The organism is Kluyvera ascorbata ATCC 33433 (assembly GCF_000735365.1).
Classification (GTDB): Bacteria; Pseudomonadota; Gammaproteobacteria; order Enterobacterales; family Enterobacteriaceae; genus Kluyvera; species Kluyvera ascorbata.
In genome coordinates, this window is the sequence record NZ_JMPL01000111.1 from 1 (window position 1) to 15,019 (window position 15,019).

Consider the following 15,019-nt stretch of genomic DNA (forward strand, 5'->3'; position numbering starts at 1 on the left):
GGCCACAAACCGGCGGGCAAAATCAGGGATAAACGCTCCAGCACACGGCCCGGCCCCGGCGACAGCAGAACCAGCTCGGTTGCCATAAACACCGCTTCTTCAATATCGTGGGTAATCAGCAGAACTTTTTTGCCCGTCTCATGCCACAGCTTGAGCAGCAGGGTTTGCATCTGCTCGCGGGTAAAGGCATCGAGCGCGCCAAACGGTTCATCCAGCAGCAGCAACTGCGGGTTGGCCGCCAGCGCGCGGGCAATGCCGACTCGCTGACGCTGGCCGCCGGAGAGCTGCCAGATAAAGCGCTTCTCAGCGCCTTCCAGCCCGACCTTTTTCAGCATCAGCGCCGCAATATCCCGGCGCTCAGTTTTGTTTACCCCGGCAAGCTGCAGCCCTAGCGCAACGTTATCCTGCACGTTGCGCCACGGCAGTAGCCCTTCATTCTGAAAGACCACGCCGCGCTCGGCGCCTGGGCCATCAACGTATTTTCCATCGAGGATGATGCTGCCGTGCTGATACGGCACGAATCCGGCAATCAGGTTCAGCAACGTAGTTTTGCCGCAGCCCGACGGCCCCAGCACTACCAGCAGTTCGCCGCGCTCCAGCGTGAGATTGATATCCGCCAGCGCCGGTTTACCGCCGTAGTCAGCGGAAAGATGCGAGATTTGCAGCATCATGGCCTCCTTACTTCACGAAACGGTCGGTAACGTACTGGCTGTAGTCGGTCGCCACCGCCGGTACTTTGCCCTGCTCTTTGAGGAACTGCGCGGTGTCGACAATCGCCTTATTCACCGGGCCATTAAGTTCCTGCGCCTGCTGTTCGGCGGTGAGATAGGTGTTGCCCTTCACCAGCCCCGGAACGTCCGCTTCCGGTACGCCGCTCAGGCGCGCCAGCTTGCTGATGTTCTCCGGCTGAGCCAGCCATTTGTCCGGGTTATCGATATAGCCGCGCTGGGCGTCAATCGCGCTTTTAGCAAAGGCTTTCACTACCTCAGGATGTTTGTCGGCAAAGTCTTTACGCACTACCCACACGTCGAGCGTCGGTGCGCCCCACTCTCCCACTTTGGACGAGTCGGTCAGCACGGTGCCGTCTTTTTCCAGTTCGTTCACCGCCGGTGCCCACACATAAGCACCATCAATGTCACCTCGCTGCCAGGCCGCAATAATCGCTGGCGGCTGCAGGTTCAGGATCTGTACCTGACCCGGCTTAATGCCCCAGTGTTTGAGCGCCGCCAGCAGGCTGTAGTGAGTAGTGGAGATAAACGGTACGGCAATGCGTTTGCCAATCAGGTCTTCAGGCTTGGTGATGGCTTTTTTCACCACCAGCGCTTCAGAGTTGCCGAGCTTTGAGGCCAGCAAGAAAACTTCAATCGGTACCTGCTGACTGGCGGCCACCGCCAGCGGGCTGGAACCGAGGTTGCCAATCTGAACGTCGCCGGAGGCCAGCGCGCGGACGATGCTCGCGCCGCTGTCAAACTTGCGCCAGTCCGGCTTTGCGCCGCTCAGTTTTTCGAAGGTGTTATCCGCCTGCGCCACTTTGGCGGGCTCGGCGGAGGTTTGGTAGGCGATGGTGACGTCCACGGCCTGCGCCTGGAATGCCAACAGTGCCAGCGTAGCGGCGATAACGGTGAAACGCGATGCGATTGCCATAATGTCCTGCTCCCATGTCTTGTTATGGAGGCAGTATTTCCGGCGCGGGGTATTTGATAAAGGAATTAAAAATGCTTGTTAATTCCAATTCGTTTTTAGAAAAAAAGTGGCAAAAGATAGTTGGGGAGTGGGATTCCCCCGGAGAAATCCCGGGGATATCGTAGGCCTGATAAGCGAAGCGCCATCAGGCAGCCCGGCGAACATTGCCGGATGGCGCTTCGCTTATCCGGCCTACATTTGCCCCGGGAAAGCACAGAATCAGCAGTGCGCCTTCAGCGCCGCAATATCCTTCGGCGTAGTTCGGCAGCAACCGCCAATCAGCTTCGCCCCGGCCGCCAACCACTGCGGCAGATAGCCTTCCAGCGTGGCGCAGGCTTCGCCGTGGTGATGCCAGGTTTTGCTTACCGCGTCGTAGTGCTCGCCGGAGTTCGGATAAACCACCAAAGGCAGCGGGGTCAGGCTGTGCAGGTAGGACAGCGCCTCGACGGTATTTTCCAGCGCGATACAGTTAATGCCCACCGCCAGAATCTGCGGATAGTCCGCCAGCAGCGCCAGCACATCGCGCAGCGGCGTACCGTCGCTCAGGTGCTGAGCATCGCGCAGGGTAAACGAGAACCACGCCTGCGCTACCGGGTACGTTTCCAGCAGCTGCGCCAACGCGCGAATTTCATCAAAGGACGGCAACGTTTCGCAGGCCAGCAGGTCAACGCCCGCCTCCAGCAGTGCTTCAACACGCGGGCGATGGAAATCCTGGAACACCTGCGCACTGCGCTGGTAGTCACCGCGATACTCCGAACCGTCCGCCAGATAAGCCCCGTACGGCCCCACGGAGCCGGCAATCAGCAGCCCTTTTGCCGCCGGATTTTCCGCGTAATACGAGTCGCGAGCCTGCTTCGCCAGCTCCACGCTTTTGGCAATCAGCGACCGGGCCTGCGCTTCATCCAGCCCACGGGCGGCAAAACCGTCCGGCGTCGCCTGATAGCTGGCGGTAATCGCCACCTGCGCCCCGGCGCGGAAGTAGTCGAGATGCACGTCATAAATCAGCTGTGGATTTTCCATCAGCACTTTCGCCGACCACAGGCTGTCGGCCAGGTCGCAGCCGCGCGCCTCCAGCTCGGTGGCCATCGCCCCGTCGAGCAGTACAAACGGGCGATCGGTCAGAATGGACGTTAAGGGATTATTCTGCGGCATGCTGTGGCTCCTGCTGGCTCTGGCGCGAACGCGTTAAATAGTAGGCACCATAACACAGCGCCACGAACGGGATCCCGCACCACAGCGCAATCCGCTGCGAAGGGTCAAACGCCAGGCCAAGACAGGCCACCAGGCAGAGCACAAAGCCCAGCACCGGCACCAGCGGATACCACGGCGCGCGGTAGTGCAGCTCGCTCAGCGCTTTCCCCTGCTGCAAATGACGACGGCGGAACATAAAGTGCGAGGCGCAGATGCTAATCCATACCGCCACCACCGCAAAGCCAGAAATCGCCGATAGCGCGACGAACACGGTATCCGGCGCGACGATGCTGGAAAACAGGGCCAGCAGCCCGCCAAGCATACTCACCGACAGCGCCACCAGCGGCACGCCGTTTTTCGTCACCTGCGAGAAGCAGCGTGGCAGCGTACGCTCGTTAGAAAGCGACCACAGCATACGGCCAGAGGCGTACAGCCCGGAGTTCGCCGCCGACAGAATCGCCGTCAGAATCACGAAGTTGAAAATATCTGCCGCGTAGGGAATCCCCACCTTCTCAAACACCAGCACGAACGGACTTTTTTCCACGCCCGCCTGCTGCATCGGGATCAGCGCCGCCAGCACAAATACGGTGCCGATAAAGAAGATAATCAGCCGCGCGATGGTGGTACGAATGGCGACCGGAATCACCTTGTGCGGGTTCTCGGTTTCGCCAGCGGCAATACCGATAAGTTCGGTGCCGGAAAACGCAAAGTTCACCGCCACCATGGTCATCAGAATCGGCAGGCCGCCGTGCGGGAACCAGCCCTCAGCGGTAATGTTCGACAGCCCCGGCGCGGGTGAGCCGTCCTGCATCGGAATAAAGCCAAAAATAGCCGCACCGCCAAGGATAATAAACGCGATGATGGTAATCACCTTCACCAGTGAGAACCAGAATTCCCCTTCGGCAAAGAAGCGCGTCGAAATAACGTTGAGGCCAAAAATCATCACGCAGAACAGCAGACACCAGATCCACACCGGCACCTGCGGGAACCAGTACTGCATACAGAATCCGGCGGCGGTAAAGCTCGAACCGAGCGCCACCGTCCAGGTCAGCCAATAGAGCCACGCCACGGTGTAACCGGTAGCTGGGCCAATATAACGTGAAGCGTACAGATGGAACGCGCCGGTTTCCGGCATAGCTACCGACAGCTCGCCCAGACACTGCATCACCAGCCAGACAACCAGTGCGCCAATCAGGTAGGCCAGCAGCGTTCCTGCCGCGCCGGTGGTGGAGATGATATAGCCGGTATTAAAGAACAGCCCTGTGCCAATAACGCCACCCAGCGACAGCATAATCAGGTGACGGGTTTTCATGGTGCGCTTTAATTGCCCACCTTGTTGTTGTGTTGTGTTTTGCATTATTACCTTCTAAACGTATGGACATCTAAACATCCAAATAAGAAGAAGGTTATACAACGAATGTGCGTCAATTGCAAAGCGAGGGGACCACTAGAAATGAGGGAGGGTGCGGGTTGTTTTCTCCCTCTCCCTTCCAGGGAGAGGGCCGGGGTGAGGGCACAACGCGCACCCTCACAGCTTACTCGTCAAAGAACCAGTACCCCTGATTAATCAACGCCGTCAGTTCCACCACAAACGCCGGATTCTGCAGCGCCTCACCCAGCAGCGTTTTATCCACTTCAGTAAAGCGGCTCAGCGCATCCATCGCCTGCGGCGCACAGGTTTCCACCCGCTCGCTGTTAATAAAGAAGCAGCCGCCAATGCTCAGCACCCGCAGCCCGTTCAGACGACGCAGGGTTTCACCGTCTTCCAGCGCGGCAGCAACCTCTTCCGGCTCATACGGCGGCTCGGCTGGCGCAAGATCCAGCTCATGACGCGGCGTGCTGATAAAGCTACCGAACCACTGCTTAAAATCATCCGGCTGGCGGATCATATCGATCATCATGGTGCGCAGACGTTCCAGCTCATGATCTTCCACTTTACCCGCATGTTCGCGACAGGTGAGATCGGGATCGGTGTAATACTTCTCACCCAGATCGTTTTCCAGCGCGTAATCGGCAAAGCTGCTGATAAGATCGCGACCGTTCGGCCCACGGAAGCCAACGGAGTAGTTCAGCGTTGCTTCAAAGGTATAGCCGTCATGCGGGAATCCCGGCGGAATATAGAGAATATCGCCCGGCTCCATTTCCACTTCGATAATCGGCGTAAACGGCTCAACGTGCAGCAGCGCCGGGTGCGGGCAGTGCTGTTTTAACGGTAGGGCATCGCCCACGCGCCAGCGACGACGCCCCATGCCCTGGATAATAAATACGTCGTACGGGTCGATATGCGGCCCCACGCCGCCGCCCGGAACCGAGAAGGAGATCATCAGATCGTCCAGACGCCAGTCCGGCAGCACGCGGAACGGGCGCACCAGTTCAGCGGAAGGCTCATGCCAGTGGTTCACCGCCTGCGCCAACAGCGACCAGTTTTCCTCGCCCAGATGGTCAAAATCTTCAAACGGGCCGTTGCTGGCCTGCCATTTTCCGTCGGCGTGGCTGACCAGGCGGCTGTCGACTTCCATCTCCATCGCCAGACCGGCCAGTTCGTCCGGGGTAATCGGGTCAACGAAGTTCGGGAAAGCGTTCTTCAGGACAACCGGTTGCTTCTGCCAGTATTTTTCTAAAAATTCCGGCCAGTTGAGGTTCAGCTGATAAGCCATGTTTCGATACCATCACAGTAGAGGAGTTGGCTCGATTATAAAGAGGCTCGTGATGAGCCTCTTTGTGGTGAATCAATTGCCGAACGTTCAGCTTACGCCGCCACGACGCGGTTACGTCCCGTCTGTTTGGCGCGATAGAGCGCCGCATCGCTGCTGCTGATAAGCTCGGCACCTATATCAACCAGACTCTGGATGCTGCAAACATACCGCGGCGCATCCCAGGTCATCACGCCAAGACTGATGGTCAGCACGCCGCCAATCGGGCTGGTTTCATGCGCAATGTTGAGATCCATCACCCGCTCCCGCAGACGTTCTGCCACCGCCCGTGCGCCTTCAGCATCGGTATCCGGCAGCATAATCAAAAACTCTTCACCACCGTAGCGACTGACGCTATCGTCCGGGCGCACTCCCCTTTTGAGCGCATCTGCCACCGCACGCAGTACGCGGTCACCCGCCTGATGACCGTAGGTATCGTTATAGCGTTTGAAAAAATCGAGGTCGGCCATGCAAAGCGAGAGCGATGAGCCCTCGCGCTGGGCGCGGGTGATTTCATAGTTCAGGCGCTCGTCCATATAGCGACGATTGAAAAGCCCGGTGAGATGGTCCCGTTCGGCGTACTGCAACAGCACCTGGTTGGCGCTGGCGACCTGCTGTTCCGCCATCTTGCGGTCGGTGATGTCCATCCACGCGGAGGAGATCCCCGCCACATTGCCGCCCGCGTCATATACCGGCATCGATTTAATGTAGAAATAGCGCCCGTAGAGGAAAACTTCTTTGCTGGCTATCGTTTCCCCGGCATCAAGCAAGATGAAATCCTGCTGAAACAAGAGATTCCACTCCGGCATAATGTCCCGTAGGCATTGACCAATCAGCGTATCTTCCGGCTGGCCGAGCAGCTCGCCCATCGCTTTATTTGCTTTGGTGAGCTGTCCAAAACGGTTAATCACGCACAGCGCCAGCGGCGTGTTCTGATAGATAGACTCCAGCTGCAATACCCGTTCGCCAAGCTGCGAGATATCGCGGTCAATACCGCGATATCCGGTTAACTGCCCCTGGGCATCAAACAGCGGAATACCGCTAGTTTCGATAATTACCACGCTGCCATCTGCCCGACGGTTGCGGTTAATCATGCCGTTAAACGGTTGCTGAGACGCCAGTACATCGCCAAAATATTTCTGCGCCCGCTCCGATTCAGTGGGCGCCATAAAATCAAACGGCGAACGGCCAAGGACCTCTTCAGGCGAGTAACCCAGCAGGTTATTCACCACGTTGGACACCCAAACGTAACGCCCCTGCACGTCAACTTCCCAGACCCAATCCGAATTGCGGTTGAGAATATCCGCGAGCTTATCGGCTTCACTTATACTCCCCTGTACGAATTGCTTATCCATCGCTTTCCCGTCCTTTTCCGTTAGCGCGCCACTCGCCTCATGGACAGGTCAAAAAACAACCCATTCATCAACCAATGCCTAATGAGTGGCTATTTAATAATCACAAGTGCTTTAACAATATGTGCTATTGAATTATTTTAGAGCAAGAATAAAGGAGGCCGGTTTGTGATTTTAATTAAATATTCATGCCCTAAATGCAAACATACAACAGAAATCGCTGATGTTGAAAAAATAACGAATTCTGCCGACGAATATCCTTTATCCTGCGCCGGATGCGGTCAGCATTTTAGCAAAACAACGCTGACAAAATTTGCCCGCCAGCATGCAGAAGAGATGATAAATCTCGCGTTATCACGATTAAAAAAGCATACCTCGCAATAACATTGCCATACGTGCTTAGACTGATTAATGGTACTAATTAATTATCTATTGCAATAAATAACGTCAGGCTAATACAAAATATTTTCGAATAATTCCTGATTATTAATCCATTCAATATTTAAAAAACTTCCGTCCACCGCTCATTCCATCACCACACATTGCCAGCCCAACCACGATCAACATTGAAGGTCGTCTCCTCGTTCGATCCCACAAAATCCGATCCGCGATCGCATTTTTAAATTATATAAATGCAAATCAATTGATCATTATCAAATCAGTTGCTAACTTGCATAGCAACTGACCAGAAAATGGCCGTCGGTGGTAAACGGAGAACGTCATGTCAAATGCTAAAGAATTTCACTGTGATCTATTGGTAGTAGGTACAGGCGCGGCGGGGATGTCTGCCGCCGTAACGGCGGCGCATCAGGGGCTCGATGTGCTGATGATCGAAAAACGTGACCGCTTCGGCGGCACGGCAGCGCGGTCAGGCGGATGGCTATGGATCCCCTGCACGAAGCTGGCACAAGCCTACGGGCACGATGATTCACCGGAGGCAGTGAAAACCTATCTGCGCCACGAAGGAGGATCGGGCTACAACGAAGCACGCGTCTCGGCCTTCTTGCAGCATGGCCCGCAGGCGGTGGACTTTTTCTTGCAAAACACAGCGGTCGATTTTGAAATGCCGCTGACCTTCCCCGACTATCACGCAGAAGCACCAGGAGCGATGCAGGGCGGACGTTCAATGGTGGCAAAACCGTTCGATGCCCGCGAACTAGGCGACAACCTCAAACACCTGGAGCCAGCGCTGCCTGAGCTGACGGTATTCGGCATGATGATTGGCTCCGGCAAAGATATTCGCCATCTGATGAACGCCACTCGCTCGCTGCAGTCAGCGGTCTACGCCGCGAAGCGCCTGTCGAAGCATTTCTGGGAAACCCTGACGTTAGGCCGCGGGATGCTGCTGACCAACGGCAATGCGCTGATGGGCCGTCTGGCAAAATCAGCATTGGATAAAAACATCCCTATCTGGCGCAATTCACCGATTCAGGCGCTGATCTATGAAAACGGGCGCGTTGTCGGAGCGAAGGTCAATAAAGAGAATCAAATCATTACCGTCTATGCCGGCAGAGGGGTTGTGCTGGCCGCCGGTGGATTCTCACACGACGTCGAGCGCCGCAAAGCCAACTATCGCCACGCGCCTACCGGTAAGGAGCACTGGAGCCCAACGGTGGAGTCCAATACTGGCGATACCTTCAGGCTGTTTGAGGCGCTCGGCGGCAAGATTGATAGCCATCTGGCGAATGCCGCCGCGTGGTCTCCGGTCTCGCTGACAACACGCGCCGACGGCAGCCAGGGTGTGATGCCGCACTTTATTGACCGCGCCAAGCCCGGCGTGATTGCGGTCACCGCTAAGGGTCAGCGTTTTACCAATGAAGCCAACTCCTACCACGACTACGTGCAGGCGATGATCAAAGCCTGTGAAGGGGAAAGAGAAACCTGCTCGTGGCTTATCTGCGATCGCCCTACCCTGCGCCGCTACGGTTTAGGCAGCGTCGCCCCCTTCCCGCTGCCGATAGGCCGACATCTGAAGTCAGGCTATCTGCTGAAAGGAGCGACGCTGGAAGCACTGGCAAGCCAGGCCGGTATTGACTCGCAGGGGTTAGCCAAAACGGTCGCCGCCTTTAATCAGGGCGCTATCAGCGGTCATGATCCAGCGTTCGGTAAAGGCTCGAAAGCCTACAACCGCTATCAAGGCGATGCCCTGCACCAGCCGAACCCGTGCTTGAAGGCTATCGAACGGGGGCCGTTCTATGCGGTGAAAATTCATCCGGGGGATATCGGCACCTACAACGGGATTCCGGTTGACGAACACTGCCGGGCGCTGGCCGAAGACGGTACGCCTATTGCCGGGCTGTATGCCATCGGCAACGACGCCACCAGCATTATGGGCGGCAACTATCCCGGCCCTCGGCCCGGCCTTAACCTTTGGCTATGCCGTCGCGAAGTACATTGCCGGGCAGACGGTTGCCGATGCAGAGCCTCTCATCAAAAAAGCGTCATAGCTCAGGAGCAGAAGCGATGAATAGCGAGTTTAGTCTGAACGATAAATTGGTATTAATTACCGGCGCGGCACGTGGTAACGGTGCGGCGATGGCGGAAGGCATGGCTAAGGCCGGCGCGCGCGTGGTGCTGGTCGACGTGGATAGCGCGGCGGTCGAAAAGATGGCGGCGGCACTACGTCATCAGGGCACGAAGGTCTGGAGCTTTGGTGTGGACGTCAGCGATATTGAGAGCTGCGAAGACCTGGCCGAAGAGGTTACGGCCAATATTGGTCACCTCGACGTGCTGGTGAATAACGCCGGAATTTTAAAGCGCATCCCATTTGATTCTGACGATGCCCACGAAGCACTACACCTGACGCTGTCGGTGAACGTGCTGGGGCCGTTTAATATGTGCAAGTCGTTCTTATCGTCGCTGATTGCCAGTAAAGGCAATATTATCAACGTCGCCTCGATTCAGTCCTTCGTGGCGGCCCCTACCGCGTTTTCTTACGCCGTTTCCAAAGGCGGCCTGGCGCAGTTGACCCGCACGCTGGCGGCGGAGTTGGCCGAGCACGGTATTCGTGTAAACGCCATCGCACCGGGGGTAGTGAATACCGATATGACCACCACTACGCGGGAAAATAAAAGCACGCTTGAAAGCTATTTAACCCACATCCCGCTCCGACGCGTGGCGTCGCCGAAGGAACTGGTGGGGCCGGTGACCTTCCTTGCTTCCAACGCCGCAAGCTACATTACCGGCGTGGTGCTGCCGGTGGATGGAGGCTATCTGGTCAGCTAACGTGCCCTCCCGACGTCGCGTCGTTCGGCCGAGCGACGCCGGGAAACTCCCTCCTCTCCGATGACTATGCTAGAGTAGCTATCCCCTTCTTTCAGAAGCCAATCTGGAGCGCAGCGTCATCATGAAGTCGGAACAACGAGGGATTCAGAGCGTTGAGGTCGCCGGGCACATTCTGCGGATGATGGTCGAACAGTCCGCGCCGATGAGCCTGACCGAAATTGCCGAACGGGTCGACTCCGCCCCCGCCCAGATTTTCAGCTATCTGGTGAGTCTGGAACGCACCGGCATGCTCAAGCGCGACCCGGTGACGCAAAAGTACGAGCCCGGTTCGCTGTCGCTGCGTCTGGGGATCAACGCGTTGTACGCCGCGCCAAAAGTGAATGCGGCAATTGCCGCCGTTGAACGTCTGGGCCAGCAGCACCAGTTAAACGTGTTTGTCGCCGTCTGGACACGCTTTGGCCCGGTGGTCATTTTCTACCGCGAATACGGCATGGTGATGAACCTCGGCTTTAAGCAGGGCTCCGCCCTGTCGCTAACCCGCACCGCCACCGGCAAGCTGTTTGCCGCCCTGATGCCTGAGGCCGCGTGTGACGAGATTATCCGGGCGCAAACCTTCACCCGCGATGACCGCCAGCTGTTTAGCCGCGATGACTTCCAGAAGACACTGGCTCATATCCGCGAGCAGGGCCTGTCGATTTCCCGCAGCGTACCAACCCCCTCCGTCTCAGCGCTCTCAGTCCCGGTGCTAGACGGCAACGGCAACCTGCATCTGGCAATCAGTGCCTTCTCAGCCTCTCATCAACTGGATGAACAGAAACTCGTGACGATCGGCAACCTGCTAAAAGCGGAAGCCCGGGCCCTGAGTGGAGATTCCCAATGAGCGAAAAATCACAGCGTCGGGTACAGTCGGTAGAAGTTGCCGCCGATATTCTGGAATCGCTTATCGCCAGTGGTACTCGCAAGAGCCTCAAAGAGATTGCCAGTACCGCACAGATGAGCTCGGCCAAAGTCTTCCCCTACCTGATTAGCCTGGTGCGCGCGGGCCTGGTAAGCAAAGACGAGCAGAGCGGCTTGTACAGCGCAGGTTCGCTGTCGCAGGAGCTGGGGATTTTAGGGCTGCACTATCTGAATCCGCAGCGCGAAGGGGAACGCGTTACCCGACTGCTTGCTGAAAGCACCGGGCACGGCGTGGCCTTAAGCGTGTGGGGCAACCACGGCCCGACGGTGATTAGCTTTACCGAGCCTCGCCATACGCTGTATAGCGAAATTCGCCTTGGGTCAGTGATGTCACTCCCGTCGTCGTCCATCGGGCGCACCTTCTGCGCCTGGATGCCTGACGATATCATCGCCAACGCCTATAAAAGCGCGACCGGTCAGGCGCTGAGTCAGGCGAAACGTGAAGAGTTTCCGCGGATCCGCGCGCTCGGCCTGGATATGCAGCATGACGTACCGGTGCCGGGCATCAGCTCGGTTAGCGCGCCGGTGTTTGAACTAAGCGGCGCTATCTATTTTGCGCTGACACTGTTTGATGAGACGCAGATACTGAACCTCGATGCCGACAGCCCTACCCTTGCCCTGCTTTGCCAGCAGGCGGCTGCGCTTTCCGAAAGCCTCGGCTTTAAACCGTAACGGCGTTCGGCCGGGCTACCCTCAAATCGTAGCCAGGCCGAGACGCGTGAGCGGCGACACCGGGGAATCGACGGACTCCTTAAGCCAGTGCTTCCGCCTCCATCATCACCGGATGAAAACGGCGTTTGAAATAGATAAGCCCGTGGCTCTCCGCTTCCCCCAATGCAATGTTCTGAATCTCCACCAGGTAGACCAGATGGCTGCCGATGGTCTGTACCTGACGAATTTCACCTTCCAGACTTGCCAGCGCCCCTTTCAGCACCGGTTGTTCCAGCGCGCCACGCTGCCAGCCGGAAAGCCCGAAGCGCTCGTCCATCGCCATGCCGGTCATCCCGGCGAAGTGGCGCGCCATGATCTCCTGCTCGTGGTTGAGCACGTTGATGCACAGCTTGCCGTTACCCTGAAACACCGGATTCATGGCGCTGTTGGCGTTGATACAGACCATTACCGATGGCGGCGTGTCGGTAACCGAGCAGACGGCGGTGGCGGTGATCCCGCAGCGGCCCGCTTCCCCTTCGGTGGTAACGACGTTAACGGCGGCCGACAGGCTGGCCATAGCATCGCGAAAACGCAGACGTTGTTCATCTAATTGCATTTTGACCTCCTGCTGCGAATTACTTCAGCAGCTTATCCAGCAGATTAATATCAGCGTTGTTGTGCAGGTGTGGCACCGTCCAGCCGTTCTGGTCGTATTCAGACAGGCAGCGATCGACCATCGCCATCATTTTGTCCATATTGCCGGAGGTCTGCGCCTGACGCAGACACTGCAGGCGAATTTCATCCTGGCTACCGGAGTAGTTAATTTCATACAGCTCGTGACGGCCGCCGAACTCGCTGCCGATGGCGTCCCACATCAGTTTGAGGATCTTGATGCGCTCAACGTGATCCATTCCGTTGGAGCCACGCACGTACTTCGCCAGATACTGGTCGATCTGCGGATTGTTCAGATCGCGAGCGCTCGACGGCAGGTAGATCAGGCCGCTGGTGACGTTACGTTCAATAATGTTTTTAATCTTGGCGTAGGCCATCGGGGCCATCACGCGGTAGGTTTGCAGCGCCGCGTGATCCGGCAGGTACGCGCCGTTAACCCACGGGGTCGCTTCAGAACACATGGAGTCGCTCAACGCCCAGAACATGTTGCGCCACGCCACCACTTCACCGAGATCCGCCTGCACGCCGCGGAACTCAGAAGTGCCGGTGCACTCCAGCGATTTTTTCAGCAGGCCGGTGATGAAATCGAGCTTCACCGCCAAACGTACGCACGCCTGCAACGGATACATACGGGCGAAACCGCCTTCCATCGTCCAGCGACGGCAGCGATCGAAATCACGGTAAATCAGCACGTTTTCCCATGGGATCAGCACCTTATCCATCACCAGGATCGCATCGTTTTCGTCAAAGCGGCTGGAGAGCGGATAGTCGTACGGTGAGCCGGTTGCGCCCGCCACCAGCTCGTAGGAAGCGCGGGAAATCAGCTTCACGCCTTCGGCATCCATTGGTGCGACAAACATCAGCGCGAAGTCCGGGTTTTCGCCCATCACCTGCGCGGAGCCGAAGCCAATCATGTTGTAGTGGGTCAACGCCGAGTTAGTGGCCACCACTTTTGCGCCGCTGACGATAATCCCGGCATCGGTCTCTTTTTCCAGCTTGATGTAGACATCTTTTACTTCATCCGCCGGCTTGTGGCGGTCGATTGGTGGGTTAACGATGGCGTGGTTGAAATACAGGCCGGTTTCCTGAATGCGGGAATACCAGTGGCGAGCGTTCTGCTCAAACTGGCCGTAGAACGCCGGGTTCGCCCCCAGCGCGCTGCCGAAAGCTGCTTTGTAGTCTGGCGTACGCCCCATCCAGCCGTAGGAGAGACGTGACCACTCGGCGATGGCATCACGCTGCTGACGCAGGTCGTCGGCACTTTTCGCCACGCGGAAGAATTTGTGGGTGTAGCCGCCGCTGCCGGTATCGGTGTTCCAGCACAGCTTGTCCTGCATTTCTGGTTTGTGCAGCGCATCGTAGAGCTGGCCAACGGAGGCCGCCGCATTGCGGAACGCAGGATGGGTGGTGACATCCTTGACGCGCTCGCCGTAGATATAGATCTCACGGCCGTCCTGCAGGCTTTTCAGGTACTCTTCACCGGTTAACGGGCGTTTGGTGTCTGCGCGGAAATCTTCAGGTTTCATTCGGGTACGCTCCAGTATTCATCGGATTTGTTAAATTTATGTTTTGTTCTTGTTTCTTAATTGAAGCGTTTAAAGGGTGAGCGGTGAAGAGACTTTTGGGTCAACGGCGGGTACTTTTCGGGCGAGGGGCGGTTCTGTGATCTGGGTGGGGTTTGGTGCCGTTCCCGGCGGAGCTTCGCTTGGCCGGGCTACATACGCTTGTAGCCCGGCCAAGCGCAAGCGACCCCGGGGAAACCTACGACACCGGTACTTTCTGCGCGCGAAACGCGCTCGGCGAACACCCCACTAAGCGGTTAAAAAAGCGGGCAAAATAGGCCGGGTCCTTAAACCCAAGCTGCCAGGCAATCTCGCTCACTGCACTATCAGAAAACAGCAGCAGCCGCTTGGCCTCGCGCAGTTGCCTATCGAAAATCAGCCGCTTCGGCGGACGGTTGGCAAACCGACGGCAGATATCCGTCAGCCGGGACTCCGTCAGGTGCAGTTCGCTGGCGTAGTCCGGCACCGTCCAGTGACGGTGATAGTGGTTATCAATCATCTGGTTAAAGCGCTGGAACAGCTTCAGTTCGCCCCGCACACCGCTGGCGGCGTGGTCGTCCAGCGGCGCATTACGTAGCAGCAGTGTGAACACCGCCTGCGCGAGCAGCACCAGCGTATGCTCGCGTCCCGGCAGCTCAGACGTCGACTCGCGCTGAATCAGCCGCCAGTAGTGTGCCAGCGCCGCCAGTTCGTCGGGCTTATCCGCCAGCGACAGGCACATCCCAGGCAGGCCGAACGCCTCGCGGGTGCCGGGGTACAGCACCTCCAGCAGCGGCCAGACCAAATCTTCCCGCACCGTCAGCACGTGGCCGTCGCTGTCCGACTGGGTAATAAACGCGTGCGGCACCGAAGGCGGCGTCAGCACGAACAGCGGTGCCTGCACCGAATAGCGATGATCGTCGAGCTGCAGCTCAATCTGCCCGGTATCAAGAAAGTGCATCTGGAAAAACTGATCGTGTCGATGCGCCTGCATATCGCGACCAAAAAACGCCGCCATGCGGGCGAATGACTGATAGTGCACGTCTTTACTACC

General features: G+C 57.4%; 13 protein-coding genes and 1 pseudogene. 5 read left to right on the forward strand and 9 right to left on the reverse strand.

The genetic code is table 11. From position 1 onward, the window contains the following. The 6 genes and pseudogenes from tauB to GKAS_RS19205 form a co-directional block, all read right to left on the reverse strand. Positions 1 to 668, reverse strand: a pseudogene (tauB, locus tag GKAS_RS19180) (taurine ABC transporter ATP-binding subunit); the annotation flags it as partial. 10 nt (positions 669 to 678) lie between these two features. Then, a complete protein-coding gene (tauA, locus tag GKAS_RS19185; RefSeq protein ID WP_035896519.1) occupies positions 679 to 1,644 on the reverse strand; it encodes a taurine ABC transporter substrate-binding protein in 966 nt (321 codons plus the stop codon). A 258-nt stretch (positions 1,645 to 1,902) separates the two neighbouring features. Further along, positions 1,903 to 2,835: a homocysteine S-methyltransferase gene (gene mmuM, locus GKAS_RS19190; protein ID WP_035896520.1), complete on the reverse strand. Its 933-nt coding sequence runs from the start codon at positions 2,833 to 2,835 to the stop codon at positions 1,903 to 1,905. Beyond that, on the reverse strand, positions 2,822 to 4,231 hold the full coding sequence (gene mmuP, locus GKAS_RS19195) for an S-methylmethionine permease (RefSeq protein ID WP_035896522.1): 1,410 nt from the start codon (positions 4,229 to 4,231) through the stop codon (positions 2,822 to 2,824). The genes mmuM and mmuP overlap by 14 nt, the downstream gene beginning before the upstream one ends. A 178-nt stretch (positions 4,232 to 4,409) precedes the next feature. Further along, the gene (locus GKAS_RS19200; RefSeq protein ID WP_035896523.1) at positions 4,410 to 5,531 is read right to left on the reverse strand and encodes a ribosomal protein uL16 3-hydroxylase; all 1,122 of its coding nucleotides are present in this window, start codon (positions 5,529 to 5,531) and stop codon (positions 4,410 to 4,412) included. 92 nt (positions 5,532 to 5,623) lie between these two features. Continuing rightward, positions 5,624 to 6,922, reverse strand: a complete 1,299-nt coding sequence (locus tag GKAS_RS19205) for a sensor domain-containing diguanylate cyclase (protein WP_051910807.1) — start codon at positions 6,920 to 6,922, stop codon at positions 5,624 to 5,626. A 165-nt stretch (positions 6,923 to 7,087) separates the two neighbouring features. Between GKAS_RS19205 and GKAS_RS24955 the strand changes: the two genes are divergently transcribed. The 5 genes from GKAS_RS24955 (at position 7,088) to GKAS_RS19225 (ending at position 11,773) form a co-directional block, all read left to right on the forward strand. After that, positions 7,088 to 7,303: an ECs_2282 family putative zinc-binding protein gene (locus GKAS_RS24955; RefSeq protein ID WP_147281543.1), complete on the forward strand. Its 216-nt coding sequence runs from the start codon at positions 7,088 to 7,090 to the stop codon at positions 7,301 to 7,303. 337 nt (positions 7,304 to 7,640) lie between these two features. Continuing rightward, on the forward strand, positions 7,641 to 9,386 hold the full coding sequence (locus tag GKAS_RS19210; RefSeq protein ID WP_246870750.1) for an FAD-dependent oxidoreductase: 1,746 nt from the start codon (positions 7,641 to 7,643) through the stop codon (positions 9,384 to 9,386). Then, the gene (locus GKAS_RS19215) at positions 9,383 to 10,144 is read left to right on the forward strand and encodes an SDR family NAD(P)-dependent oxidoreductase (RefSeq protein ID WP_035896525.1); all 762 of its coding nucleotides are present in this window, start codon (positions 9,383 to 9,385) and stop codon (positions 10,142 to 10,144) included. The genes GKAS_RS19210 and GKAS_RS19215 overlap by 4 nt, the downstream gene beginning before the upstream one ends. 121 nt (positions 10,145 to 10,265) lie before the next feature. After that, a complete protein-coding gene (locus GKAS_RS19220) occupies positions 10,266 to 11,024 on the forward strand; it encodes an IclR family transcriptional regulator (protein WP_035896528.1) in 759 nt (252 codons plus the stop codon). Then, a complete protein-coding gene (locus tag GKAS_RS19225) occupies positions 11,021 to 11,773 on the forward strand; it encodes an IclR family transcriptional regulator (RefSeq protein WP_035896530.1) in 753 nt (250 codons plus the stop codon). The genes GKAS_RS19220 and GKAS_RS19225 overlap by 4 nt, the downstream gene beginning before the upstream one ends. A gap of 79 nt (positions 11,774 to 11,852) precedes the next feature. Here GKAS_RS19225 and GKAS_RS19230 read toward each other — a convergent pair whose 3' ends face one another. The 3 genes from GKAS_RS19230 to hpaA form a co-directional block, all read right to left on the reverse strand. Then, positions 11,853 to 12,368, reverse strand: coding sequence for a 4-hydroxyphenylacetate 3-monooxygenase reductase subunit (locus tag GKAS_RS19230; RefSeq protein ID WP_035896532.1), 516 nt, complete (start codon positions 12,366 to 12,368; stop codon positions 11,853 to 11,855). A 19-nt stretch (positions 12,369 to 12,387) separates the two neighbouring features. Next, positions 12,388 to 13,950, reverse strand: coding sequence for a 4-hydroxyphenylacetate 3-monooxygenase, oxygenase component (gene hpaB / locus GKAS_RS19235; RefSeq protein WP_035896538.1), 1,563 nt, complete (start codon positions 13,948 to 13,950; stop codon positions 12,388 to 12,390). A gap of 235 nt (positions 13,951 to 14,185) precedes the next feature. Next, the coding region (hpaA, locus tag GKAS_RS19240; protein WP_035896541.1) for a 4-hydroxyphenylacetate catabolism regulatory protein HpaA at positions 14,186 to 15,019 on the reverse strand (834 nt) is incomplete at its 5' end.

Coding starts and splice junctions, on each gene's coding strand:
- tauA (WP_035896519.1), bottom strand. CDS start 1,644: ATGGCAATCGCATCGCGTTTCACCGTTATCGCCGCTACGCTGGCACTG.
- mmuM (WP_035896520.1), bottom strand. CDS start 2,835: ATGCCGCAGAATAATCCCTTAACGTCCATTCTGACCGATCGCCCGTTT.
- mmuP (WP_035896522.1), bottom strand. CDS start 4,231: ATGCAAAACACAACACAACAACAAGGTGGGCAATTAAAGCGCACCATG.
- GKAS_RS19200 (WP_035896523.1), bottom strand. CDS start 5,531: ATGGCTTATCAGCTGAACCTCAACTGGCCGGAATTTTTAGAAAAATAC.
- GKAS_RS19205 (WP_051910807.1), bottom strand. CDS start 6,922: ATGGATAAGCAATTCGTACAGGGGAGTATAAGTGAAGCCGATAAGCTC.
- GKAS_RS19210 (WP_246870750.1), top strand. CDS start 7,641: ATGTCAAATGCTAAAGAATTTCACTGTGATCTATTGGTAGTAGGTACA.
- GKAS_RS19215 (WP_035896525.1), top strand. CDS start 9,383: ATGAATAGCGAGTTTAGTCTGAACGATAAATTGGTATTAATTACCGGC.
- GKAS_RS19220 (WP_035896528.1), top strand. CDS start 10,266: ATGAAGTCGGAACAACGAGGGATTCAGAGCGTTGAGGTCGCCGGGCAC.
- GKAS_RS19225 (WP_035896530.1), top strand. CDS start 11,021: ATGAGCGAAAAATCACAGCGTCGGGTACAGTCGGTAGAAGTTGCCGCC.
- GKAS_RS19230 (WP_035896532.1), bottom strand. CDS start 12,368: ATGCAATTAGATGAACAACGTCTGCGTTTTCGCGATGCTATGGCCAGC.
- hpaB (WP_035896538.1), bottom strand. CDS start 13,950: ATGAAACCTGAAGATTTCCGCGCAGACACCAAACGCCCGTTAACCGGT.